This is a genomic window from Qipengyuania sp. 902 (genome assembly GCF_051195295.1).
Classification (GTDB): Bacteria; Pseudomonadota; Alphaproteobacteria; order Sphingomonadales; family Sphingomonadaceae; genus Qipengyuania.
Genome location: NZ_JBNJLJ010000006.1, coordinates 23,791 through 44,706, shown reverse-complemented (window position 1 = coordinate 44,706; position 20,916 = coordinate 23,791). Strand labels below are relative to the sequence as shown.

The 20,916-nt window shown below is 61.3% G+C and carries 20 protein-coding genes, 1 tRNA gene and 1 pseudogene; 10 read left to right on the top strand and 12 right to left on the bottom strand.

Translation table 11 applies throughout. The features are described from left to right. Nucleotides 1-4 precede the first annotated feature (4 nt). From ACSH0F_RS14550 to ACSH0F_RS14530, 5 genes are all read right to left on the bottom strand, one after another. A complete protein-coding gene (locus ACSH0F_RS14550; RefSeq protein ID WP_435203828.1) occupies nucleotides 5-616 on the bottom strand; it encodes a glutathione S-transferase family protein in 612 nt (203 codons plus the stop codon). 23 nt (nucleotides 617-639) lie between these two features. Further along, nucleotides 640-1,101, bottom strand: coding sequence for a methylmalonyl-CoA epimerase (mce, locus tag ACSH0F_RS14545; protein ID WP_435203827.1), 462 nt, complete (start codon nucleotides 1,099-1,101; stop codon nucleotides 640-642). 80 nt (nucleotides 1,102-1,181) lie between these two features. Then, nucleotides 1,182-3,221 (bottom strand): alpha/beta fold hydrolase, encoded by a 2,040-nt coding sequence (locus ACSH0F_RS14540; protein ID WP_435203826.1) that lies wholly within the window; start codon nucleotides 3,219-3,221, stop codon nucleotides 1,182-1,184. Between the two features lie 119 nt (nucleotides 3,222-3,340). Beyond that, the gene (locus tag ACSH0F_RS14535; RefSeq protein ID WP_435203825.1) at nucleotides 3,341-4,873 is read right to left on the bottom strand and encodes an acyl-CoA carboxylase subunit beta; all 1,533 of its coding nucleotides are present in this window, start codon (nucleotides 4,871-4,873) and stop codon (nucleotides 3,341-3,343) included. A gap of 54 nt (nucleotides 4,874-4,927) precedes the next feature. After that, nucleotides 4,928-5,665, bottom strand: a complete 738-nt coding sequence (locus ACSH0F_RS14530) for a TlyA family RNA methyltransferase (protein ID WP_435203824.1) — start codon at nucleotides 5,663-5,665, stop codon at nucleotides 4,928-4,930. Between the two features lie 34 nt (nucleotides 5,666-5,699). Here ACSH0F_RS14530 and ACSH0F_RS14525 point away from each other — a divergent pair, with 34 nt between their 5' ends. The 3 genes from ACSH0F_RS14525 (at nucleotide 5,700) to ACSH0F_RS14515 (ending at nucleotide 8,273) form a co-directional block, all read left to right on the top strand. After that, the gene (locus ACSH0F_RS14525; protein WP_435203823.1) at nucleotides 5,700-6,263 is read left to right on the top strand and encodes a hypothetical protein; all 564 of its coding nucleotides are present in this window, start codon (nucleotides 5,700-5,702) and stop codon (nucleotides 6,261-6,263) included. Nucleotides 6,264-6,753: 490 nt separating this feature from the next. Beyond that, on the top strand, nucleotides 6,754-7,833 hold the full coding sequence (locus ACSH0F_RS14520; protein ID WP_435203822.1) for a branched-chain amino acid aminotransferase: 1,080 nt from the start codon (nucleotides 6,754-6,756) through the stop codon (nucleotides 7,831-7,833). Nucleotides 7,834-7,889: 56 nt separating this feature from the next. After that, nucleotides 7,890-8,273, top strand: coding sequence for a hypothetical protein (locus tag ACSH0F_RS14515; protein WP_435203821.1), 384 nt, complete (start codon nucleotides 7,890-7,892; stop codon nucleotides 8,271-8,273). On the opposite strand, the gene ACSH0F_RS14510 is transcribed toward ACSH0F_RS14515, so the two are convergent. Further along, nucleotides 8,274-9,176 (bottom strand): LysR family transcriptional regulator, encoded by a 903-nt coding sequence (locus tag ACSH0F_RS14510; RefSeq protein WP_435203820.1) that lies wholly within the window; start codon nucleotides 9,174-9,176, stop codon nucleotides 8,274-8,276. 106 nt (nucleotides 9,177-9,282) lie between these two features. Between ACSH0F_RS14510 and ACSH0F_RS14505 the strand changes: the two genes are divergently transcribed. Both ACSH0F_RS14505 and ACSH0F_RS14500 read left to right on the top strand, forming a co-directional pair. Beyond that, the gene (locus ACSH0F_RS14505) at nucleotides 9,283-9,984 is read left to right on the top strand and encodes a pirin family protein (protein ID WP_435203819.1); all 702 of its coding nucleotides are present in this window, start codon (nucleotides 9,283-9,285) and stop codon (nucleotides 9,982-9,984) included. A 14-nt stretch (nucleotides 9,985-9,998) separates the two neighbouring features. After that, a complete protein-coding gene (locus ACSH0F_RS14500; protein ID WP_435203818.1) occupies nucleotides 9,999-10,583 on the top strand; it encodes an FMN-dependent NADH-azoreductase in 585 nt (194 codons plus the stop codon). Nucleotides 10,584-10,634: 51 nt separating this feature from the next. Here ACSH0F_RS14500 and ACSH0F_RS14495 read toward each other — a convergent pair whose 3' ends face one another. From ACSH0F_RS14495 to ACSH0F_RS14480, 4 genes are all read right to left on the bottom strand, one after another. Further along, nucleotides 10,635-12,695 (bottom strand): NAD(+) synthase, encoded by a 2,061-nt coding sequence (locus ACSH0F_RS14495; protein ID WP_435203817.1) that lies wholly within the window; start codon nucleotides 12,693-12,695, stop codon nucleotides 10,635-10,637. Next, complete coding sequence (locus tag ACSH0F_RS14490) at nucleotides 12,692-13,201, bottom strand: CinA family protein (RefSeq protein ID WP_435203816.1); 510 nt, start codon at nucleotides 13,199-13,201, stop codon at nucleotides 12,692-12,694. The genes ACSH0F_RS14495 and ACSH0F_RS14490 overlap by 4 nt, the downstream gene beginning before the upstream one ends. A gap of 67 nt (nucleotides 13,202-13,268) precedes the next feature. Then, nucleotides 13,269-14,189 carry a histidine kinase dimerization/phosphoacceptor domain -containing protein gene (locus ACSH0F_RS14485; RefSeq protein WP_435203815.1) on the bottom strand — a complete coding sequence of 307 codons (921 nt, stop codon included), beginning with the start codon at nucleotides 14,187-14,189 and terminating at the stop codon, nucleotides 13,269-13,271. Nucleotides 14,190-14,410: 221 nt separating this feature from the next. After that, the gene (locus ACSH0F_RS14480) at nucleotides 14,411-15,415 is read right to left on the bottom strand and encodes a DNA topoisomerase IB (protein ID WP_435203814.1); all 1,005 of its coding nucleotides are present in this window, start codon (nucleotides 15,413-15,415) and stop codon (nucleotides 14,411-14,413) included. 93 nt (nucleotides 15,416-15,508) lie between these two features. Here ACSH0F_RS14480 and yghU point away from each other — a divergent pair, with 93 nt between their 5' ends. Next, on the top strand, nucleotides 15,509-16,360 hold the full coding sequence (yghU, locus tag ACSH0F_RS14475; protein ID WP_435203813.1) for a glutathione-dependent disulfide-bond oxidoreductase: 852 nt from the start codon (nucleotides 15,509-15,511) through the stop codon (nucleotides 16,358-16,360). A gap of 128 nt (nucleotides 16,361-16,488) precedes the next feature. On the opposite strand, the gene ACSH0F_RS14470 is transcribed toward yghU, so the two are convergent. Further along, nucleotides 16,489-16,563, bottom strand: a tRNA-Gln gene (locus ACSH0F_RS14470). A gap of 393 nt (nucleotides 16,564-16,956) precedes the next feature. Between ACSH0F_RS14470 and ACSH0F_RS14465 the strand changes: the two genes are divergently transcribed. Continuing rightward, the gene (locus ACSH0F_RS14465) at nucleotides 16,957-17,424 is read left to right on the top strand and encodes a hypothetical protein (RefSeq protein ID WP_435203812.1); all 468 of its coding nucleotides are present in this window, start codon (nucleotides 16,957-16,959) and stop codon (nucleotides 17,422-17,424) included. Between the two features lie 231 nt (nucleotides 17,425-17,655). Further along, entirely contained in the window at nucleotides 17,656-18,126 is a 471-nt protein-coding gene (locus tag ACSH0F_RS14460) for a PilZ domain-containing protein (RefSeq protein WP_435203811.1), read from the top strand. On the opposite strand, the gene ACSH0F_RS14455 is transcribed toward ACSH0F_RS14460, so the two are convergent. Further along, nucleotides 18,044-18,472, bottom strand: a complete 429-nt coding sequence (locus tag ACSH0F_RS14455; protein ID WP_435203810.1) for a sugar phosphate nucleotidyltransferase — start codon at nucleotides 18,470-18,472, stop codon at nucleotides 18,044-18,046. The two genes, ACSH0F_RS14460 and ACSH0F_RS14455, sit on opposite strands and share 83 nt — an antisense overlap. Here ACSH0F_RS14455 and ACSH0F_RS14450 point away from each other — a divergent pair. Both ACSH0F_RS14450 and ACSH0F_RS14445 read left to right on the top strand, forming a co-directional pair. Continuing rightward, nucleotides 18,459-19,520 (top strand): annotated as a pseudogene (locus ACSH0F_RS14450) (NAD-dependent epimerase/dehydratase family protein). The gene ACSH0F_RS14455 and the pseudogene ACSH0F_RS14450 overlap by 14 nt on opposite strands. 600 nt (nucleotides 19,521-20,120) lie before the next feature. Further along, nucleotides 20,121-20,897 carry a S1C family serine protease gene (locus ACSH0F_RS14445; RefSeq protein ID WP_435203809.1) on the top strand — a complete coding sequence of 259 codons (777 nt, stop codon included), beginning with the start codon at nucleotides 20,121-20,123 and terminating at the stop codon, nucleotides 20,895-20,897. Nucleotides 20,898-20,916: the final 19 nt, after the last annotated feature.

Below are 20,916 nucleotides of genomic sequence, written 5' to 3'. Positions count from 1 at the left end.
GCACTCAGGCTTTTGCACTCGGGCGGGCGGACACGCGTTCGTGCCAGCCGCGCAGGTTTTCGCACTCTTCGGGCATGCCGCAACCGACGAACTCGGCGAAATCAACTGTCGTCAGCAGGAGGATGTCGGCCGCGCTATAGGCCGATCCGGCGAGAAAGTCGCGGTCCGCCAGCGACTGGTCGAAGAAACGGAAGGCTTCGACGACACGCGGGCGGTTTGCCTCGCCCCACTCGGCATTGCGGCCGGGCAGCGCGGCGGTGAAGGGATGGGTGTGTACCCACACCGCAGCAATGGGTGGCATCGCGATCATCTCGACCCGGCGGCTCCACATTTCGATCTCCGCAATTTCGAGCGGTTCAGTGCCGAACAGCGGCGGCTCAGGGTGCAGCGCTTCGAGATAGCGCATGATCGCCACGCTTTCGGCAATCACCGTGCCATCGTCGAGCTCGAGGATCGGCGTCTGCCCGCGCGGGTTCTTGGCCACGAAGTCGGGAGCCTTCTGCTCTCGCTTGGGGATCGAGACTTCCTGCATCGGCAGCTCGATGCCCTTCTCAGCTGCAAAGATGCGCACGCGGCGCGGATTGGGCGCCGGGTTCGGGCTGTCGTAGAATAGCATTGCGATCCTCTCTCCCGCGCCGGTCAGTTCGACCAGTGCGCGTCGTCCTTGGGTGTTTCCATGATCTCGGTCAGCTGGCCCATCATGTCCTTCGGGTGGAGGAAGAAGATCGGCGTGCCATGCGCGCCGATGCGCGTGGGGCCGAGGATGCGTTTGCCCTTCTCCTCGAACCAGCTGCGCGCTTCCTCGATATCCTCGACTTCGTAACACAAATGGTGCTGCCCGCCTGCGGGGTTCTTGGCGAGGAAACCGGCGATGGGGGAGGCATCGGACAGCGGCTCGATAAGCTCGATCTGTGTGCCGAAGCTGGGGCCGCTCTCGGTCGTATCGCCGGGCGTATCGACGAAGCAGACCTTCACGCCCTGCTCTTCCAGATCGAACGGCTCGCGGATCTTCGTCGCGCCCATCACGTCGCGGTAATAGGCGATCGATTCTTCGATCGAGGGCGTGGCGACGCCGATGTGATTGAGACGGCCGAGTTTCATGCGCCTGCTCCTGCAAAAACGAATGGCGCGATCCCGCTAACGGAACCGCGCCACCCAATGCAATGCCTATGCGGGTTAAATCATTCGCCGGTGGAGATATCCCCCAGCCCTTCGACATATTCCGCGCCCGCGAGGATTTCGGCCGAGCTGCCTTCGAAGCTGTCGCCGATCGGCTGCACGCGCCCGCCGAGGCAGGTGCCGAGGAAACCCTCCATCGCGGCGAAGAAGCTCTGGCGGTTCTCCGGCTTCTGGAAGCCGTGCCCTTCGTCGGGATAGTTGATGTAGGTCACCGGCAGGTTTTTCGCCTGCATCGCCGCGACCAGGTTGTCGGCCTCGGTCTTGGTCACGCGCGGGTCGTTGCCGCCCTGCCCGACCAGCAGGGGCACCTTGATATCGTCGATCCGGCTGATTGCGGAGCGGGCCAGCAGGTCCTCGCGCGCCTGCGGATCGCTCGGATCGCCGACATAACGATACCACGTGCCGGCCAAGAACGGCTTCCAGTATTCGGGGAAGCTCTCGATCAGTGTGACGAGGCTGGACGGGCCGACGATATCGACACCGCAGGCAAACTTGTCGGGCGTGAAGGTAACGCCGATCAGCGTGGCGTAGCCCCCGTAGCTGCCGCCGCCGATGGCGACCTTGTCTTCCTGCGCGATGCCCTCGCCCACGGCCCAGTCGACCGCATCGATCAGATCGTCATGCATCTTGCCGGCGAATTCGCCGACTGCGGCATTGGTGAACTCTTTCCCGAAGCCGGTCGAGCCGCGGTAGTTCACGCTCAGCACGGCATAGCCGCGATTGGCCATCCACTGATGGATCGTGTTGTAGCCATAGCCATCGCGCGCCCACGGGCCGCCATGGACCCACAGCAGCATCGGCACCGCCTCGTCGGGCCGCCCGTCGCCATCGGCATCGCTGCCCGGCGGCAGGGTGAGGTAGGAGACCAGCGTCTTGCCGTCGCGCGACTTCAGTTCCAGAGGATGCATCGGCTGGAGCGGCGCATCGGCCAGATCGGGCCGCGTGGCGAACCACGGCGTCAGCGTGTCGGCGGTGCGGTCGTAGACGTAATACTGACCCGGCGCCTGTGCTGAGCCGTCGTAGACGATCCAGGTGTTGTCATCCTGCGAGCGCGAGGTGACCGAGAATTCGCCCTCCAGATTTGCATCGAGGAAGTCGAGCTCGGCCTGCGCCTCGTCGGTCAGGGCGGTCCATTCGCTTTTCAGGTAATTGGTCGAATAGGCGATCGGCTCGTAGGTATCGTTATCGACCATGAGGTTGCTGAGATCGGCCTGCTCCGGCTCCACGATCACGCGCCGCTCGCCGGTCGTGAGGTCGACCGCGACACCCGCCGCAAGGTTCCGGTCGCGGCTATCGATCATGTAGACCGTGTTGTTGTCGCGCGAGAACTGGACGATGTTGGTGTTCAGCATGTCCTCGCTGGGAATGTCCGCGAACACCTCGCCCGGCGTCAGGTCCTCGTTGAGATAGACCGCCTGCATCCCGCCATCGGGCTGCGGGATCATCGCCATGCGCGGCTTGTAGGTGTTGTCGGTGATGAAAGACGCATAGCCGGGGTTCTCGGCGATCAGCGTCCGCTCGCCCGTCTCGATATTATATTCGTAGAGATCGGTCAGCTGCGGATTGCGCTCGTTCGTGCCGACCAGGATCACGCCCGGCCGGTCGCGGCTGGCGCCCATCAACTGCGCGCGAATGCCGTCGTCCAGTGGGGTGAGATCGCGCGTTTCGCCGGTGCGCGGGTCGGTGGCATAGACGTGGTAATTCTCGTCCCCGTCATTGTCCTTCACGAACAAGACGTATTTGCTGTCGACCGACCACAGGTGATTGGAAATACCGCGATGGCGATCGTCGGTGACGACCTTGCCGTTGGAAGGATCGGAGGCCGGCGCGACCCAGACGTTCATCACGCCATCGTCCGGCGCGATCCAGCTGACCCACTGGCCATCCGGGCTGATGCGGCCCTGGCTGGCGACCGGATTGCCGAACAGTTCGCTCCGGTCGATCAGTTCGTATTCGGACAGTGCGTGGTGCTCGGCATGGCCCACGCCGGTCATCATGGTCGAAGCGGCAAGCGCCGACGCTGCCAGCAAGGTCTTCTTCATCGAAATGCCTCCTCCTGATTACGGGAGGAAAGCTATCGCGGAGAACAGACCGAGTCTAGCCGCGACACCTAGCGCCTAAACTACCGCAATACTTCCGGTTGGGCATCCATGCAGCGGGCTTAGAGAGGAATATTATCATGCTTCTTCCACGGGTTCTCGAGCTGCTTGGTCCGTAGCTTCCTCAGCCCCAGCGCGATCCTCCGCCGCGTGGAGTGCGGGTAGATCACCTCGTCGATGTAGCCGCGCGATGCCGCGACGAAGGGGTTGGCGAAGCGGTCTTCGTATTCCTTCGTTTTCTCGGCGATTTTGTCCGGGTCGTCGCGGTCCTGGCGGAAGATGATCTCCACAGCGCCCTTTGCGCCCATCACGGCGATTTCGGCGGTCGGCCAGGCGTAGTTGAGGTCGCCGCGCAGATGCTTGGAGGCCATCACGTCGTAGGCGCCGCCATAGGCCTTGCGGGTGATCACGGTGATCTTCGGCACGGTCGCCTCGGCATAGGCGAAGAGCAGCTTGGCGCCGTGCTTGATGATGCCATTGTGCTCCTGCGCGGTGCCGGGGAGGAAGCCGGGCACATCGACGAAAGTCAGGATCGGAATCTCGAAGGCGTCGCAGAAGCGCACGAAGCGCGCGGCTTTCTTGGACGATGCGATGTCGAGCACGCCGGCGAGCACCATCGGCTGGTTCGCCACCACGCCCACCGTGCGCCCCTCTACCCGGCCGAAGCCGCAGATGATGTTGGCCGCATGGTTCGGCTGGATCTCGAAGAAATCGCCCTCGTCCAGCGTCTTCCGGATGACCTCGTGCATGTCGTAAGGCTGGTTGGCATTGTCGGGGATCAGCGTGTCGAGGCTCGGCTCCTCGCGGTCCCAGGCGTCGGCTGTCGGGCGCTCGGGGACTTCTTCGCGGTTCGACAGCGGGAGGTAATCGACAAAATTGCGGGTCGCGAGCAGCGTCTCGATGTCGTTCTCGAATGCATTGTCGGCGACCGAGGTCTTGGTCGTGTGCGTTTTCGCCCCGCCCAGTTCCTCTTGCGTGACGACCTCGTTGGTCACCGTCTTCACCACGTCGGGGCCGGTGACGAACATGTAGCTGCTGTCTTCCACCATGAAGATGAAGTCGGTCATCGCGGGGCTGTAGACCGCCCCGCCCGCGCATGGTCCCATGATGAGGCTGATCTGCGGCACGACGCCGCTCGCGAGCACGTTGCGCTGGAACACCTCGGCATAGCCGCCGAGGCTGGCGACGCCTTCCTGAATGCGCGCTCCGCCACTGTCGTTGAGGCCGATGACTGGCGCACCGACCTTCATCGCGGTGTCCATCACCTTGCAGATCTTTTCCGCATGGCGCTTGGAAAGAGAGCCGCCGAAGACGGTGAAATCCTGCGAGAAAACATAGACCAGACGGCCGTTGATCGTCCCCGATCCGGTCACAACGCCGTCGCCGGGGATCTTCTGGTCCTCCATGCCGAAATCGACGCAGTCGTGTTCGACATAGCGGTCGAGCTCTTCGAAGCTGCCCTCGTCGAGCAGCACATCGAGCCGTTCGCGCGCGGTCAGCTTGCCCTTGGCGTGCTGCGCATCGATGCGTTTCTGCCCGCCGCCCAACTCGGCAGCTTCGCGGCGACGTTCCATTTCGGCGATATTGGCGGACATGCTCTCTCCGTAAAATCTCTCGGCAAAGCGCCTAGAGCCGAGCGAGCCGCAGCGTCAATGTCGGAGCGCACTTATCAGGAATTCGACGTTACCCTCCGGCCCGGTGATCGGGCTTTCGACAATGCCCTGAACTTCGAAGCCGAGGCCCTCGGCCCAGTCGCGCACCTCGTCGCAGACCCGGCTATGCAGCGCCGGATCGCTGACCACGCCCTTTTTGCCGACTTCTTCGCGCCCGACCTCGAATTGCGGCTTGATCAGCGCGACGAGGCGGCAGTCGCGTTCGGCCAGTTCGAGCGGGCGCTCCATAACCTTGGCGAGACCGATGAAACTCGCATCGCAGACCACCCAGCCGACCGGACGGTCGATCATCTCGCGCGTCAGGATGCGCGCGCTGGTTTGCTCCAGCACAGTCACCCGTTCGTCCTGCCGCAGTTTCCAGGCGAGCTGGTTGGTGCCGCTGTCGACTGCGAAGACATGGCTTGCCCCGCCCTGCAGAAGGACGTCGGTGAAGCCGCCGGTCGAGCTGCCGATATCCATCGCTGTTACGCCACTTGGGTTCAGCCCGAAGTGCTCGATCGCATGGGCGAGCTTGATGCCGCCACGGCTCACCCACGGATGATCGCGGCCACGTACATCGAGCGGCGCATCCTCCGCCAATTGCTGGCCCGGCTTGGCAAGCTTCTGCTCGCCGGAGAATACCAGCCCGGCCATCACCAGCGCCTGCGCGCGCGTGCGGCTTTCGACCAGCCCGCGGTCTACCAGCATCTGATCGAGGCGTTTCTTTATCGGCATCGGAAAGAAAGCGCCTAGCGGGCATTGTGGGTATATGAAACCGATCTATGCCCTCGCCGCAGGCGCGTTCGCGCTGAGTTTCACCATCGCCGCCTGCGTGCCGGCCCCGGACTCGACACCTGCTCCCGAGCAGGTCGCAACAGCTACACCGACTCCGACTCCCGCGCCGAGCGCGACCCCGCTGTCGCCACCGCCGGTCGAGGCGAACTGGATCGACCGCCCGCAGACCGCGGGTAACTGGCGCTACGTCAGTGAACCCGGCGAAACGCTGGCGATTTTTACGGATACTGCGGGTGAGGCCCAGGCGGTGCTTTCGTGTCGCGTGGGAGAGCGGGTGGTGGGTCTGGCACGGGCCGGCCGCGCCACCGGATCGGCCACGGTCACTATCCGCACCGAAACGGCGAGCCGTACGCTAGCCGCACAAGCATCGGGCTCGGCGCAGCCGACCACGGTGGCAACGGTTCAGGCACGCGACCCATTGCTGGACGCAATCGCGCTCACCCGTGGTCGCTTCGCCATGGAGATGCCGGGCCGACCCGCGCTCTATCTCCCTGCCTGGGCGGAGGTGACGCGCGTGATCGAGGACTGTCGCAGATAGCAAAAAGGCCCGCGCAAATTTGCCGGGCCACAAAAACCAATTCTGACGTGGGAAAACTTTTTTTCAAGCCTTGAATTGCGCGTCGCGGCGCAACAAATTGGCAATCAAGATCAGCGGGTAGCGCGGTCTTGGCCCCCGGTGAAACGGGGATCTAGCTCACAAGCTTGAAAGGAGGTGATCCGATGTCTCATGGTTCAGTAGCGAGGTCGGTGAAGATCCCTACGGAGCATATTCGGTAACATTCCTGCCGAGTAAGGCTACGTGAGCGGCACTTCCGACCGCTGACCATGCGAAGGCCAGTCTCTCCTGAGGGCGAGGCTGGCCTTCTCATTATTTGCAGCGTGCGGGCCGGACATCCGCCCGGCCCTTTTGCCAAAAAAGAATCCGCCGTCGGCCGCGACAAGGTCCGGACCGATGTGCTGATCGCGCGCAAACAAAGCTTCTCTCCCTAATCTTGCGAAAAATCTCTGCTGGCCTTACGCGCGCAGGCATGGATTTCGAGCACCTCCCCCACCCCGCCCCCGTCCCCGGCGAGACGCGCCAGCAGGCGTTGCAGGATCCCGGTTTCGGCAAGCTCTTCACCGACCACATGGTCGTGATCGATTACGATGCTGATAAGGGCGGATGGCACAAGGCGACGCTCGGCCCGCGCGAGCCGATCAGTCTCGATCCGGCAGCGGCCGTCCTGCATTACGCGCAGGAAATCTTCGAGGGCATGAAAGCCTACAAGCAGCCGGACGATGGCCTCGCCCTGTTCCGCCCCGAGCGGAATGCGCGCCGCTTCAACGAAAGCGCGCGGCGCATGGCGATGCCCGAGCTGCCGGAAGAGCTGTTCCTCGAATCGATCCGGCAACTGGTCGGCGCGGACCGCGACTGGGTGCCGAACGATCCCGACGGCTCGCTTTACCTGCGCCCCTTCATGTTCGCCTCCGAAGCCTTCCTCGGCGTGCGCCCGGCCCGGCAGTACAAATACATTCTGATCGCCAGCCCCGTCGGCCCCTATTTCAAGGGCGGCGCTAAGCCGGTGAAGATCTGGGTCAGCCGCAACTATACGCGCGCCGCCCCCGGCGGGACCGGCGCCGCGAAGACCGGTGGAAACTACGCCGCCAGCCTCGTCCCGCAGGCCGAGGGCATCAAGAACAGCTGCGACCAGGTCGTCTTCCTCGACGCGGTCGAGAAGAAATGGATCGAGGAACTGGGCGGCATGAACCTGTTCTTCGTGTTCGATGACGGCACGGTCATCACCCCACCCTTAACCGGCACGATCCTGCCCGGCATCACCCGCGACAGCCTGATCGAATTGCTGCGCGAGGAAGGCTTGCAGGTGCGCGAGGAACCTTACAGCATCGACCAATGGCGCGCCGATGCCACTACGGGCAAGCTGCTCGAGACGATGGCTTGCGGAACGGCTGCCGTCGTCACCCCCGTCGGCACCGTGCTGGGTCCCGATGGGGAATTCACCATCGGCAGCGGCGGCACCGGGCAAATGACCACCAAGGTCCGCGAGAAACTGGTCGGCATCCAGAAGGGCCGCGTCGCTGATACGAACGGCTGGGTGATGCGGCTGTAAGACGCCTGCCACGCGCAGTTTACGGTCCTTCAAGGTCTGCGGGCTAGGCAAGGGCGATGAGCACGACCGACCGTATCGTAACCGCCCATCTCGGCGAGGCGCATGACGAGCTGCATTACCGCTGTGGCGGTTTGTGGGACGTGCAATCGATCAACGAATTGTTCGCCTGCCTCAACGAGGCCTGCCTGCCCTTGGTCAAGCAGCGCAAGGCGATCTATTCGCTCGGCGATTTCACCACTGCCGTGCCCCAAGATCGCGAGACTGCGGAAAAAATCGGCGACTATCTTCGCACCGCCAAGCAATTCGGCCTTAACCGGACCGCGATCTACGGTGCCCCGGTGCTGATGCGCATGCAGTACAAGCGTGTCGCGCCGGATGTGATTGTCGAGTTCTTCGACACGAAACCCGAAGCGCTGCAATGGCTGCGCGCCGATCGCTGATCAGTCAGCGCATTCCTTCAAGGCATCGCGCATCGCATCGATCAGCCAGCTGGCGGCCGTCCTCGGCCGGGCATCGCGCCGCCACAAAGCGCTGAGCGTGTAATCGGCGCCTGGCTTTTCAGGCAGATCGAGCTGGCACAATCGCCCTTCCACTAAATCGGCAGCGATAGTGTGTCGCGGCATGTTGCCCCAGCCGATCCCTTCCTTCAACAGGGCATGCTTCGCGCCGAGATCGGCCAGCCGCCAGCTTTGCGGAGACAGGACGGAGAACTCCCGCCCTTCGGTTAGCGGCGATCGATCGGACAGAACGAGCTGCAGGTGCTTGCGGCTATCGCCCGGCTTCACACCTGATCGCGCCAAGGGATGATCCGGCGCGGCGACCGGCACCAACTCGACCCGACCAATAGCCTGCCGTTCGAGCTCTTGATGGGTGGCCAGCATGGGGCCGCCGATGGCAAGATCGGCGCTGCCGTCCAGCAGGCATGCGGCCACTGCTCCCAAGGCTTCGACCTGTAGCCGAAGCGCGGTGGTCGGAAACATCGTCCGGAATCGACGCAAGACAGTTGCCGTGACTTCGCCCGGCATCATCACATCGACAACCAGCGAGACCTCGCTTTCGAGGCCCGCATGGAGGCTCTGCGTTTTCGCCAAGAGCGTATCGATGCCATCGGCCACCGCCTTGGCTTCCACCAGCAGGCCCTTGCTCGCCTCGGTCAGCACCGGGCGGCGCGATCCCTCGCGCTCGAACAGAGTGATACCAAGTTGAGCCTCCATCTGCGAAATGCCGTAGCTGACGGCCGATACCGCTCGCCCCATCTTGCGCGCGGCTGCGCCGAAACTTCCCTCTTCAACCACCGCGAGGAAGATGCGCAACTGATCGAGGCTAGGCTCGCCGAGCTTCACTGTTCCGGTTTCCTGAACATTTTGCTGCGTTTTATCGCAGTTATCGGAACAAGCAGCAAGGCCTATCTGCTAGTCCAACGACACCTTCCCTTACAGGAGCAGGCAAATGATCGAACACCGTCCCTTCGACAGTCTCGGCAAGGCCAATCATGGCTGGCTGGACGCGAACCACCACTTCTCCTTCGCCGGTTATCACGATCCGTCGCGCGTCAATTGGGGCGCGTTGCGCGTCTGGAACGACGACAAGATCGCGCCGAAGAGCGGCTTCCCGACCCATCCGCATAACGACATGGAAATCATCACCTATGTCCGCACCGGCGCCATCACCCATCGCGACAGCATGGGCAACGAAGGCCGCACCGAAGCGGGCGATGTCCAGGTGATGAGCGCCGGGCGCGGCGTCGCGCATTCGGAATTCAACCTGGAAGACGAGGAAACCACGCTCTTCCAGATCTGGATCATCCCGGAAGAGCGCGGCGGCGATCCCGACTGGGGCGCGCGACAGTTTCCGAAAGGTGATCGCGCCGGACAGTTCGTGCCCCTCGCCAGCGGAGTCGCCAATGACGATGATGCCCTCCCCATCCGCACCGATGCCCGCGTGCTCGGCGCGACCGTGAAGGCGGGCGAAAGCGTGACCTACACGCCGCGCACTGCCGACCGTCACCTCTATCTCGTGCCGGCCACCGGCAGCATCCGCGTGGGCGACATCGAAGCGCAGGCCCGCGATGGCATCGCCATCACCAAGGAAGACAGCATCACCATTACCGCCCTCGAAGACAGCGAACTCGTCCTCGTCGATGCGGCCTGAGCAGGAGTAGAGCCATGACGAATATCCTCCACATTACCAGCAGCATCCGCGGCGATGACAACGTTTCGACCAGCCTCGGCAACAGACTGGTCGCAAAGCTCGCCGGCGAGAACGTCGTCACGCGTGACCTCGCCAAGAACGACCTGCCCTTCATCGATGTCGAACGGCATGCGGCCAACCTTGCGCCCTACGCCGACCGTTCGGAGGCGCAGCATGGCTTGGCAAAGATAGCCGACGAGTTGATCGATGAACTCGAAGCCGCCGACACGATCGTTTTCAGCGTGCCGGTCTACAACTTCACCGTGCCCGCGACGCTGAAGGCCTGGGCCGATCTCGTCGCGCGTGCCGGGCGAACCTTCCGCTACACGCAGAACGGACCGGAAGGCTTGCTAACCGGCAAGACGGTTTATATCACCGCAGCGACCGGCGGAACGGCGATCGGCAGCGACATCGATTTCATGTCGCCCTGGTTGAAGTTCTTCCTCGGCTTCCTCGGCATGACCGATGTGCGGATAGTCGCAGCGGACGGCATCATGGGCGAAGGCGGCGAAGAGAAAATTGCCGAGGCCCATCAGGAAGTCGAACGGCTGGCCGCGTAATCCTCCGACCCTCCCCTCCCTTACGCGCCAGCGACGTGCCGGGAAGCTCGATCAGCTTTCCGGCACGTTTCGCTTCAGGTCGTCGAGCCACAGATCGGCCACCGCATCGCTGGGTGCCCGCCAGTCGCCGCGGGGAGAAAGCGCCCCGCCCGCGCTGACCTTCGGGCCATTGGGCAAGGCGCTGCGCTTGAACTGGCTGAATTCGAAGAAGCGCTTCACGAAATTCTCGAGCCACTTCGCGATCGTGGCGAGGTCGTATTCGTTCTTCCGATCTTCGGGAAAATCTATCGGCCACAGGCCCTCCTTCGCATCCTTCCACGCATGCCACGCGAGAAACGCGACATGGCTCGGGCTCTGTCCCCAGCGGACAATGTGGTGGAGGAAGAAGTCGTTCAGCTCGTAGGGCCCGATGATCGACTGGGTGGACTGGATCGCGCCGTCCTCACCCGCAGGCACAAGCTCCGGGCTGATCTCGGTTTCGAGAATGGCGAGCAGCACTTCGTCGCACTGCTTGTCGAACTGACTGGTCGTCGTGGTCCAGCGGATGAGGTACTGGATCAGCGTCTTGGGAACGCCTGCGTTGACGGCGTAGTGGCTCATCTGATCGCCCACACCATAGGTGCACCAGCCGAGCGCCAGTTCCGACAGATCGCCCGTGCCGATCACGAACCCCGAATGATGGCCCGCCAAGCGGAAGAGGTAGTCGGTACGCAGCCCGGCCTGCACGTTTTCAAAGGTCACATCGTAATGCGGCTCGCCGTCGGCGAAGGGGTGGCCGATGTCTTCCAGCATCTGCCGCGCCGTCGGCTTGATGTCGATTTCCTCCGCGGTGATCTCGAACGCTTCCATAAGCTTCCAGGCGTTCGACTTGGTATCGTCCGACGTGGCGAAACCGGGCATGGTATAGCCGAGGATATCGCTGCGCGGCCGGCCGAGCCGATCCATCGCCTTGGCCGCAACCAGCAGGGCATGCGTACTGTCGAGCCCGCCCGAGATGCCGATCACCAGCGATTTCGCACCGGTAGCCTGTATGCGCCGCATCAGCGCATCGACCTGGATGTTGAAGGCCTCGTAGCAATCCTCGTCCAGCTTGTGCGCGCGGTTGGGCACGAAAGGGAAGCGGCGGATCGGGCGGATAAGATCGGCACCGTCCGGGTCATGTTGGTGCGTAAATAGGACCGTGCGGTAAAAGTCCTCTGGTCGTCCCGCTGCTTCGGCTGCATCATTGAAGGTCTGCATCCGCATGCGGTCGTTGAGAATCCGCCCCGTATCGATGTCGGCAACGCATAGTTCGGGCTCGAGATCGAACCGAACGCTTTCCGCCAGGAGATCGCCCAGTTCGTAAATCATTCCCTGACCATCCCAAGCGAGGTCAGTGGTACTCTCTCCGTGTCCACTTGCCGAATAAGCGTAGGCGCAAACGCAGCGAGACGAGCTTGCACGACTCAGTAAGTGACGTTCGTCGGATTTGCCGATCGTGATGTTCGACGCCGACAAGTTCAGGACCATTGTGGCTCCGGCGAGTGCGGCCAGAACGCCGGGTGGCTGCGGTGCCCAGAAATCCTCACAGATCTCTATGCCGAAGACGAACCCCTCAAGGTTTTCTGCCGAGAACAGAACGTCCGTTCCAAAGGGGACCAGCTTATCTCCGAGGCGAATTTCCAACCCTTGGATGTTGCGGCCGTGAGCAAACCATCGTTTCTCGTAGAATTCACGATAGTTGGGAAGATAGCTCTTCGGAACTACCCCGAGGACCTTGCCCCGCGCGATCACGATCGCACAATTGTAGATCCGACCCTTATGGCGCAGAGGAGCACCGATTACGAGAACGGGCGACAAATCCCTTGAAGCATCACGGATTTGCGTGAGGTGGAGCTCTACCGATTCCAGTAGGGCCGTCTGCAGGTGAAGATCGTCTATCGCGTAGGAGGAAAGACAAAGCTCCGGATAAAGCAGCAGGTCGACATGCAGCTCATCTGCTTTTTTTGCCTGCTCCACGATACCTTGCGCATTGTAAGCCACGTCGGCTGTCCGCACTTTCGGCGTTGCAGTCGCTAGCCGGACAAACCCATGCGTATGCCTGTCGAAGAAAGGATGGAGATCGCCTGTCATTTGAGAAGTGCGTTCTTCATCATCATGAGCGCCACTTCAAGTGCTGCAAGCCGGACGCCGTCCCGCCCGATTTCCCCAAAATGCCGATCGCAGTGCTCCGGAGCTTCTCCTTTGCGCAGACATGCGAAATGAACAAGCCCCTCTTCGTCCGTAGGCCCCGCCGGCCCGGCAAAACCGGTAATCGATACGACGACATCCGCTTCGGATTTTTTCAGTCCGCCCTGCGCCATGGCAAGTGCGACTTCACGGCTGACTGCACCGCAATTTTCGATCTCATTGCTGTTGCAATCGAGCATCTCACATTTTGCTTCATCCGAATAGGTGACGAAAGCTCGTTCGAAAACGTGCGATAAACCGCTGACATCGGTCAACACAGCTGCCAGCAGCCCGCCGGTGCAGCTTTCCGCCGATGCGAGCCGTAGACCCTTCGTCTTGGCCAGCTCGAGGACGTGCTCGGCTAAAGTAGAAATTTCCTCAGGAAGTATGGGGTCGATCGTCTCGGCCATAACCGCTTTCCCTCTGAAATAAGTCGGGCTGTGTGTCGAAATGCAGCTACTACCCAACCGTGCCAGATCAGACCGGTTCCTGTACCTTCATTCGCATCTCGTTGCGAAACCCGTTCAACACCGGGCCCGCCGAATGCGTCGCTCCGGCTTGATGGGCGAAGGCAAGCATCAGGTTGTTGCCCAAGCCACCGGGATTGAGCTTGATTGCCTCCTCGCCGACCCCGTCGTCCTCGATAGTCAGTCGCCAGCCACCATCGACGGATTGCAGAAACACACCGATCTTGCCGAGCCGAACTTCGGGGAACGCGTATTTCGCACAGTTCGAGATGGCCTCGTTAAGGTAGAGGCCGATCGCCACTGCCGTCTCGCTCGGCAGCCTCATCGGCTCTATTTCGCGATACACATGGATATTGTCGGTCAATGCAGCGCGCTCGATCCGGTCCAGCAGGACATCGAGGTAGGGCTTCATCGCGACATCGCCGCCTTCTTCGTGGTCCATCGTCAAGGTGGAATAGGCATCGGCGAAGGTCCGCACGCGGCCGACGGCATCTTCCAGCGCGCCATGCAGGCTCGGGTCGGGCATCTGCCGTTTCTGGATTTCGAGAAGGCTGGCCACCAGCGCGAAGTTGTTCTTCGTGCGATGCTCGAGCTCGGCCAGCAGCGTCAGCCGTTTATCCGCGCGCTCGCGGATTTCCTTCATGGTACTTTGCGCGGCTCGGCGAAACGCTTCGGCAAAAACGATGACAATCAGGCAGCAAACAGCGTTGAGCAGCACGCGCGCCGGATCGGTCGGGTTGGTAAAGAAAAAGGACGACTGCCCAGGCAGTACAAAATACCACGCCCAAAAGAAGGTGACGATGAAAGCCACCAGCCCCGCCCGCCAGTGACCATAGAAGGTCGCCAGCAACACTGTCGGATAGATCAGCGCGAAAGGCCCGGACTCCGGCGCCCACATATCATAGAGCGACCGCAACCCAATCATCGCCACTGCACAAATGGCACCGAACGTTAGCTGCGCCGCGAGCTTCCCACGACCAGTGATAAATTGTCGACTGACATCGAATTCCGCGAGACGCTGCACCCCGTCTCTCCCATCGGGGAAGCCAATTCCGTAGGCAAGTTGCGGTTCGGAAAGCCGAAACCCCCCGGAGCATCGGCCTCAGTCTTTTAGTTAGACTATGGCAACTTGTCGACTCGTCTTAGGCGCAGTCAGGCGGCGGCAAGCAAATCGGCCGCGCTCGGGCTTTCCTGCAACAACTCGATCAGACCACGCTCTTCTCGTGTCAGCCATCGCGTTGCACGCGGCAACCGCAGGCCTTGCCTCCATTCCTCCTGCTTATCGACGAGATCGATGACAGCCGGGTGGATATAGCTCTTGCGCGTGACCGCCGGCGTATTGCCCAACTGCCCAGCCACACAGTCGAGCAGCGCCTTCATCGGCATCCGGCCCTCGCCCGCGCGGAGGCATTCCAATCCCATCACGCTGGCGTGCCAGGTGCGGAAATTCTTCGCTGTAAAGCGCTCGCCCATGCAGGCTTCGAGGTATTCGTTCACGTCGCCGGAATCGACAGTCTGCACCTCGCCATCCTCGTCGATATATTTGAAGACGTTCTGGCCGGGTAGGTCCTGCATCTTGCGCACCGCCCGGGCGAGGCTGCCGTCGGTCAGCGTGACTTCGCGCATCTTGCCGGACTTGCCCTTGTACCGCAGTTTGAGCGTTTTACCGGTCACCTCGGCATGCTTGCGCCGCAAGGTCGTCGCGCCGTAGCTCTTGTTGCGCTCCGCATAGCCCGCGTTCCCCACGCGAACCGCGCCAAGGTCGAGCAGCCGAATGACGCTGGCTGTCGCCCGCTCTCGAGTGAGTTTGCTTCCTTTAAGATCCTCCTCGACCTTCTTGCGCACCAGCGGCAGCAGGCTACCGAATTCGATGCAGCGGTCGAACTTTTCGCCCTCGCGCTCGGCACGGAAATCGGGGTGATAGCGATATTGCTTGCGGCCTTTCGCATCGATCCCGGTGGCGAGGATATGGCCGTTGGGCGCAGGGCAGAACCATTCGTCCACATAGGCCGGCGGCAAGGCGATCGCGTTGAGCCGCCGCTTCTCCGCTCTATCGGTAATGAGCCGGCCTTTCGGATCGTAATAGGCCCATCCCTTTCCCGCACCCTTGCGGGTGATACCGGGCAGATCGTCGTCGACATAGATGAGCTTCGTCATGGCGTAGCGATAAACCGTGGGTGGGCTGTCACGGTTCCCCACCTTGCGACGAATGGATGGGCAGACTAGCCCACGTGCCAGAGGAGACCAAGAATGGCCGATGCGACTTATACCCCGCCCGAAGTCTGGACCCACGATGCCGAGAACGGCGGCCGCTTCGCCAATATCAATCGCCCGACTGCTGGCGCGCGCGAAGAGAAGGACCTTCCCGTCGGCGACCACGACTTCCAGCTTTACTCCCTCGCCACGCCTAATGGAGTGAAAGCGACGGTGATGTTCGAGGAACTACTCGAGGCCGGGCATAGCGATGCTGAATACGATGCCTGGACGATCAATATCGGAGAGGCTCAACAGTTCACCAGCGGTTTCGTCGAGGTCAATCCTAACAGCAAGATACCCGCCCTGCTCGACCGCAGCAGCGACCGCCCCGTTCGCGTATTCGAAAGCGGCGCGATCCTGCTGTACCTCGCCGAGAAATTCGACGCCTTCGTGCCGACCGATCACACCCGCGCCGAAGTGCTCAGCTGGCTCTTCTGGCAAATCGGCAGCGCGCCGTTCATCGGCGGCGGATTCGGCCACTTCTACGCCTATGCGCCCGAGAAGTTCCAATATCCGATCAACCGCTACGCCATGGAAACCAAGCGCCTTTTCGACGTCGCCGACCAGCGTTTGGCGCAATCGGAATACCTTGGCGGCGACGACTATACGATCGCCGACATGGCGGCAGCACCGTGGATGATCCCCTTCGTCGAGGGTGCCATCTACAACGAGGCCCGCAAATTCCTGTCGATCGACGAATACACGAACGTCGAGCGCTGGGCGAAGCAGATCGCCGTGCGCCCCGCCGTGAAACGCGGGCGGATCGTCAACAAGGCTTGGGGCGACGAAGACACGCAGCTTCTCGAACGGCATTCGGCCGCTGACTTCGAGGGCAAGAAACTCTAGCTTGGAGACGATAGCCGGGGTGGCAGGGTTGACCTTCGGCCAGCTGTGCGCGTGCCGCGCTCCGCTTCCGAACCTGCATGTTCGCTTCGCGAGCAGGTTCGGCCCTGAGCAAGCATCGTGCGAAGTAGTGGCTGGGGTGGCAGGATTCGAACCTGCGCATGCCGGTACCAAAAACCGGTGCCTTACCGCTTGGCTACACCCCAGCAGGCGAGCGCCCCTATAGCCGAGCCGCGCCCAATGTGAAGGGGGCGACACGAATTTTCGCACGGCTTTGGGTGCTAGCCATGTGCGTGTTTTTGCGCCCATGGTCCGAACTGGCAGACCGGCTGGTCGTGCCCTATCTCGCCTAGGTTAGTTTCTCTGCGATTCTCAAGGCGAATATCGTGCAACTTAATGGCCCCTCCACCACGATCCGCGCCTAACGGCCGCTTGCAACACCAAGGCAGTATTACCCCCATTGCGAAGCTTGCCGGGCAAGCGAATTGGCGGTCGTTTGACACCGGGGCCAGGCGGAGTCACACACGAGCCGGGAGAGAAAAGAGGTCGCATATCCCCTCGGGTCAGGGTCGCTTACCACTGAACCGAAGGAAGTGACCATGAAGCATATTTTCAAGGTAGCCGGACTGGCATTCGCCGTGGCAGGCATGAGCCTCGCCGTTCCAGCCAATGCACAGCTCACGGTGTGGGAAGATTACACCCCCCAAGAGACCGTGATCGAGCTCACCTATGTAAAGGTCGAGCCTGGCCAGCTCGACTATTATCTCGAGGGGCTGAGATCGACATGGGTCAGGGCAAACGAGGCCGCCAAGAGCGTCGGGCAGATCACGGATTACGGGATCTACGTCGTGCCCTTCGGCAGCAGCGAGGTAAATCTCGTTTTGCGCGTGAATTACCCGAACATGGCTTCGCTCGATCCCGATAAGGCGGAATATGATCGCTTCATGGAAGCCTTAGGCGAAGCGAATATGGACAGCAGCAATCAGACTGTCCGCGAACTCTACAACAACATCCGCGAGCTCAAGGGGACATACATCCTACGCGAGCTTGAGATGAAGCTCGACTGACCGCCGAAGAGCCGGCCGGGCACTTTTCAGCTTCGCCCCGGCCGGCTGGCTTTACGGTTGGCCTTCACGAAGCAGGGCTTTTTGGGCGCAATCCTTTTTAGCTATGCACAGTTGGCCGACAGGTGGTGTCTCAAAAGCGGCGATCACAGTTCCCCCTATTTGCCGTTGCGGCGATTTCCGTGCGATTTACGGTCGGGAGGATCTGGTTCTGAATTACGGGATTGTGTGTAAGTGGCGAAATCTAGCCGCCCTATCCAAGCAGCACTCTTCCGTGAGCGTCGCACGCGCGGGCGCAATCTGCTGCAGCTGTCGGCCGCCTCGACTACCGGCCTTGACCGCGCCCTCGTTCACGATCTGTCGGAAGCCGGGTTACGCCTGGAAACCACCGTACCTCTGGACGCCGGAGATAAGATCAGGATCGAATTGCCCCTAATCGGTCAGGTCGATGCGAAAGTCATGTGGAAGGAAGGCGCTTTCATCGGCTGCAAATTCCTCGAGCCGATCTCCCAATCGGTCGTCAATGCGGCGATCTTGCGCTCGTCAATTCGCACAGAAGCGCTGGAAGACCTCGGGAACCTCGAAGAGATTCCTATCGGCGTGAACCCCACGCTCGAGACGATCACCGCTTGGAAGGTTCGATTCGACGAGCTCCGTTGGAAACGCCGTCGCCATAGGTCAGGCAGAACGGGTTGTCGCCGATAACGGCGCGCGTGCGCGCAACGCGGCCACCGGTCATCGTTTCGGCACCGGTATCGAGCAGCGTGACCTTCCAGTCTTCCTCGATCGGGCTGTGGAATTCCACATTCCCGCTGCCGAAGTCGATCGTAAAGTCGCTGCCGAGATTGCGGAAGCTGAGGAAGTAATGCTTGATATACTCGCCTTTGTACCCGCAACAGATGACGAAGTCGTTGAGGCCGAAATGTGCGTAGTGGCGCATAACGTGCCACAAGATCGGCTTTCCGCCGATTTCGACCATTGGCTTGGGCCGAACGGATGTTTCTTCGCTGAGGCGCGTTCCCAGGCCTCCGGCCAGAATGACGACTTTCATTGCGTTCCCCTCGGCAATCGGTCAGCTTCGTGAAACAAGCCTAAAGGAACCCGGGCCGCCGGACACCTACGCATACGGATTAGCTTCGATGGACGATAATCAGGATGCGAACCGAAAAGGAGGGGCTACCGGCCCGATTGCCGTTACGGGAGCGAGCGGATTTGTCGGCCGCGCGGTGGTGGATGCGCTCAAGCGGCAGGGTTCCCGTATCCTGGCCTTGGGAAATCCTGCGTCCGCTCCGGACCTTGAAGGCGTCGAATGGGTGCCGGTCGATCTGCTCGACCCGCCAACCGTCAAGGTGGCCCTTGCCCAGCATAAGCCGGGCGCGCTGGTCCATGCGGCGTGGGCGCGCTCCGAAGGCGCCGGACTGTGGAACCTCGAGGCGAACTGGGCATGGCGCGATGCAAGTTCAGCTCTGCTGCGGTCATTTTGGGAGGAGACTGGCGGGCATGTGGTGGCCTGCGGCACCTGCGCCGAATACAACCCAACTCCCGAAAGCAATTGTATCGAGGATGTGACCCCGATCGCACCGACTTCGCTCTACGGAAGAGCCAAGGCCGAACTGGCCGATCGTGTCCGGCAGGATGCGCAGGCGCTCGGCTGATCGATCGCCTGGGCGCGATTGTTCTATCTCTTCGGAAAGCATGAGGCCCCGTCTCGCTTGGCACCCCAGGTGATCGACAGGCTGCTGGCCGGAGGAATGGCCGAAATCGGCAGCGGCCGCGCGGTGCGGGATTTCGGATATGTGAGCGATATGGGCGCAGGCCTCGTCGCGCTCCTGAACTCCGGCGAGTCTGGTACATTCAACGTCGCGACCGGCTCGGGTATCTCGCTCGCCTCGCTGGTAGACCGGATCGGTCGCGCGCTCGGTAAATCGGACCGGATCGCGTTGGGAGCCCTCCCCGATCGGCCGGACGAACCGCCACGGATTGTGGCAGATATCACGCGTCTGAAAGAAGCTACCGGTTGGTCGCCGGCCTTCGATGTCGCTTTTGGGCTGAGCGACACGATCGAATGGCGGAAGCGAAACGGCCCAGCGACAGGATAGTGTCGCCGCCGTTCACGGCCCTGACGCCGTCTGTCGGCTCGAAAGCGAAAATTGCGCAGAAGAATGCGAACCCATACGGATTGAACTATGGTAGCGGAGGAGGGACAGGAATAGCCTTCTTATTGTACTGTAATTAAAGGTTTATTCTCTAATTATCGCGGTCGTTACCCCCAACGACACCCCCTCACCCGATCACTTTCTAATGTTATCCACGGGGTATTGAATCCCCCCTCCCCCATCATGCTCGAAGCGACATGGGATCAGTGTCAGCTTTGCGCCCTCCTTTCGGTCATATAGGGAACAATTGTAAGTTCCCGAGAGCGGCCGTTCGTTTTGCCGGATTCTCGGCGCGATCCAACGCCGGACTTCATCGCAACTGTGTGAAGTCGGCAACCTGAGCGCGTAACATTCGACTGCACCAGAAGCGCCGATACAGGAGGATTAGCGCGCTGGCAGTAAGAGATGGCACGAATTTTGCGTCTACTTTCGTCATGCCCTCAGGGGCGATGGCCTGCTTGACGAAGGCTGGTCTTCCACCCGTTTCCTGACCAAAGGAGCGCACAACGTTGATTGGTATCAATTCAACGTTACATCCTCTGCATGAAATCATCATATTCCAAGCCCGATGCAAACCACAGTCCTTGGATGTTTTTGCTGGTCGCTGTGAACGCAATGCTTATCGCCGCTGTAGCCTCACTGCTTTTCCTCCAACCAGCTCCGCCCGCCGATATGCCTACGGTGACTCCCCGCGCCGAACTCGGCGCAGAAGAGCGTGCGACCATCGAGTTGTTTCGAAATTCGCGCGAATCGGTCGTGTTTATTTCGACCCGGCAGCAGGTATCGGATTTCTGGACACGTAATGTTTGTAGCATTCCGCGCGGTTCGGGATCGGGACTGATTTGGGATGATGCCGGCCACATCGTTACGAATTTTCATGTCATCGAAGGTGCCTCGGAAGCCCGGATCCAGCTGGCAGATGGCCGCGAATTCTCGGCAACGCTGGTAGGGGCAAGCCCGCAGCACGATCTTGCAGTTTTGAAGATCGGCGGCGCGGGATTTATAGCTCCTGCTCCAGTTCCAATCGGCACGAGTGGTGATCTTCTGGTCGGTCAGAGCGTCTTTGCCATCGGCAATCCCTTCGGTCTCGACTGGACGCTGACGAAGGGCATCGTTTCAGCGCTGGACCGGTCGCTACCCAATGAGAATGGGCCTGATATCCAGCATCTGATCCAGACCGATGCCGCAATAAATCCCGGAAACTCGGGGGGACCATTACTCGACTCCGCCGGTCGGTTGATCGGTATCAATACCGCTATCTACAGCCCGTCCGGAGCCTATCGATACGGTGATGCGGGTCGTCCCGCAGCTTATCGCTGACGGTCGCTATACGCGACCT

What these genes read in the sequence shown, in the direction of transcription:
- ACSH0F_RS14525 (WP_435203823.1), top strand. Translation starts at nt 5,700, where the DNA reads ATGAAACCGATCTATGCCCTCGCCGCAGGCGCGTTCGCGCTGAGTTTC.
- ACSH0F_RS14515 (WP_435203821.1), top strand. Translation starts at nt 7,890, where the DNA reads ATGAGCACGACCGACCGTATCGTAACCGCCCATCTCGGCGAGGCGCAT.
- ACSH0F_RS14505 (WP_435203819.1), top strand. Translation starts at nt 9,283, where the DNA reads ATGATCGAACACCGTCCCTTCGACAGTCTCGGCAAGGCCAATCATGGC.
- ACSH0F_RS14445 (WP_435203809.1), top strand. Translation starts at nt 20,121, where the DNA reads ATGAAATCATCATATTCCAAGCCCGATGCAAACCACAGTCCTTGGATG.
- ACSH0F_RS14520 (WP_435203822.1), top strand. Translation starts at nt 6,754, where the DNA reads ATGGATTTCGAGCACCTCCCCCACCCCGCCCCCGTCCCCGGCGAGACG.
- ACSH0F_RS14465 (WP_435203812.1), top strand. Translation starts at nt 16,957, where the DNA reads ATGAAGCATATTTTCAAGGTAGCCGGACTGGCATTCGCCGTGGCAGGC.
- ACSH0F_RS14455 (WP_435203810.1), bottom strand. Translation starts at nt 18,472, where the DNA reads ATGAAAGTCGTCATTCTGGCCGGAGGCCTGGGAACGCGCCTCAGCGAA.
- ACSH0F_RS14530 (WP_435203824.1), bottom strand. Translation starts at nt 5,665, where the DNA reads ATGCCGATAAAGAAACGCCTCGATCAGATGCTGGTAGACCGCGGGCTG.
- ACSH0F_RS14535 (WP_435203825.1), bottom strand. Translation starts at nt 4,873, where the DNA reads ATGTCCGCCAATATCGCCGAAATGGAACGTCGCCGCGAAGCTGCCGAG.
- ACSH0F_RS14480 (WP_435203814.1), bottom strand. Translation starts at nt 15,415, where the DNA reads ATGACGAAGCTCATCTATGTCGACGACGATCTGCCCGGTATCACCCGC.
- ACSH0F_RS14540 (WP_435203826.1), bottom strand. Translation starts at nt 3,221, where the DNA reads ATGAAGAAGACCTTGCTGGCAGCGTCGGCGCTTGCCGCTTCGACCATG.
- ACSH0F_RS14495 (WP_435203817.1), bottom strand. Translation starts at nt 12,695, where the DNA reads ATGACAGGCGATCTCCATCCTTTCTTCGACAGGCATACGCATGGGTTT.
- ACSH0F_RS14550 (WP_435203828.1), bottom strand. Translation starts at nt 616, where the DNA reads ATGCTATTCTACGACAGCCCGAACCCGGCGCCCAATCCGCGCCGCGTG.
- yghU (WP_435203813.1), top strand. Translation starts at nt 15,509, where the DNA reads ATGGCCGATGCGACTTATACCCCGCCCGAAGTCTGGACCCACGATGCC.
- ACSH0F_RS14500 (WP_435203818.1), top strand. Translation starts at nt 9,999, where the DNA reads ATGACGAATATCCTCCACATTACCAGCAGCATCCGCGGCGATGACAAC.
- mce (WP_435203827.1), bottom strand. Translation starts at nt 1,101, where the DNA reads ATGAAACTCGGCCGTCTCAATCACATCGGCGTCGCCACGCCCTCGATC.
- ACSH0F_RS14490 (WP_435203816.1), bottom strand. Translation starts at nt 13,201, where the DNA reads ATGGCCGAGACGATCGACCCCATACTTCCTGAGGAAATTTCTACTTTA.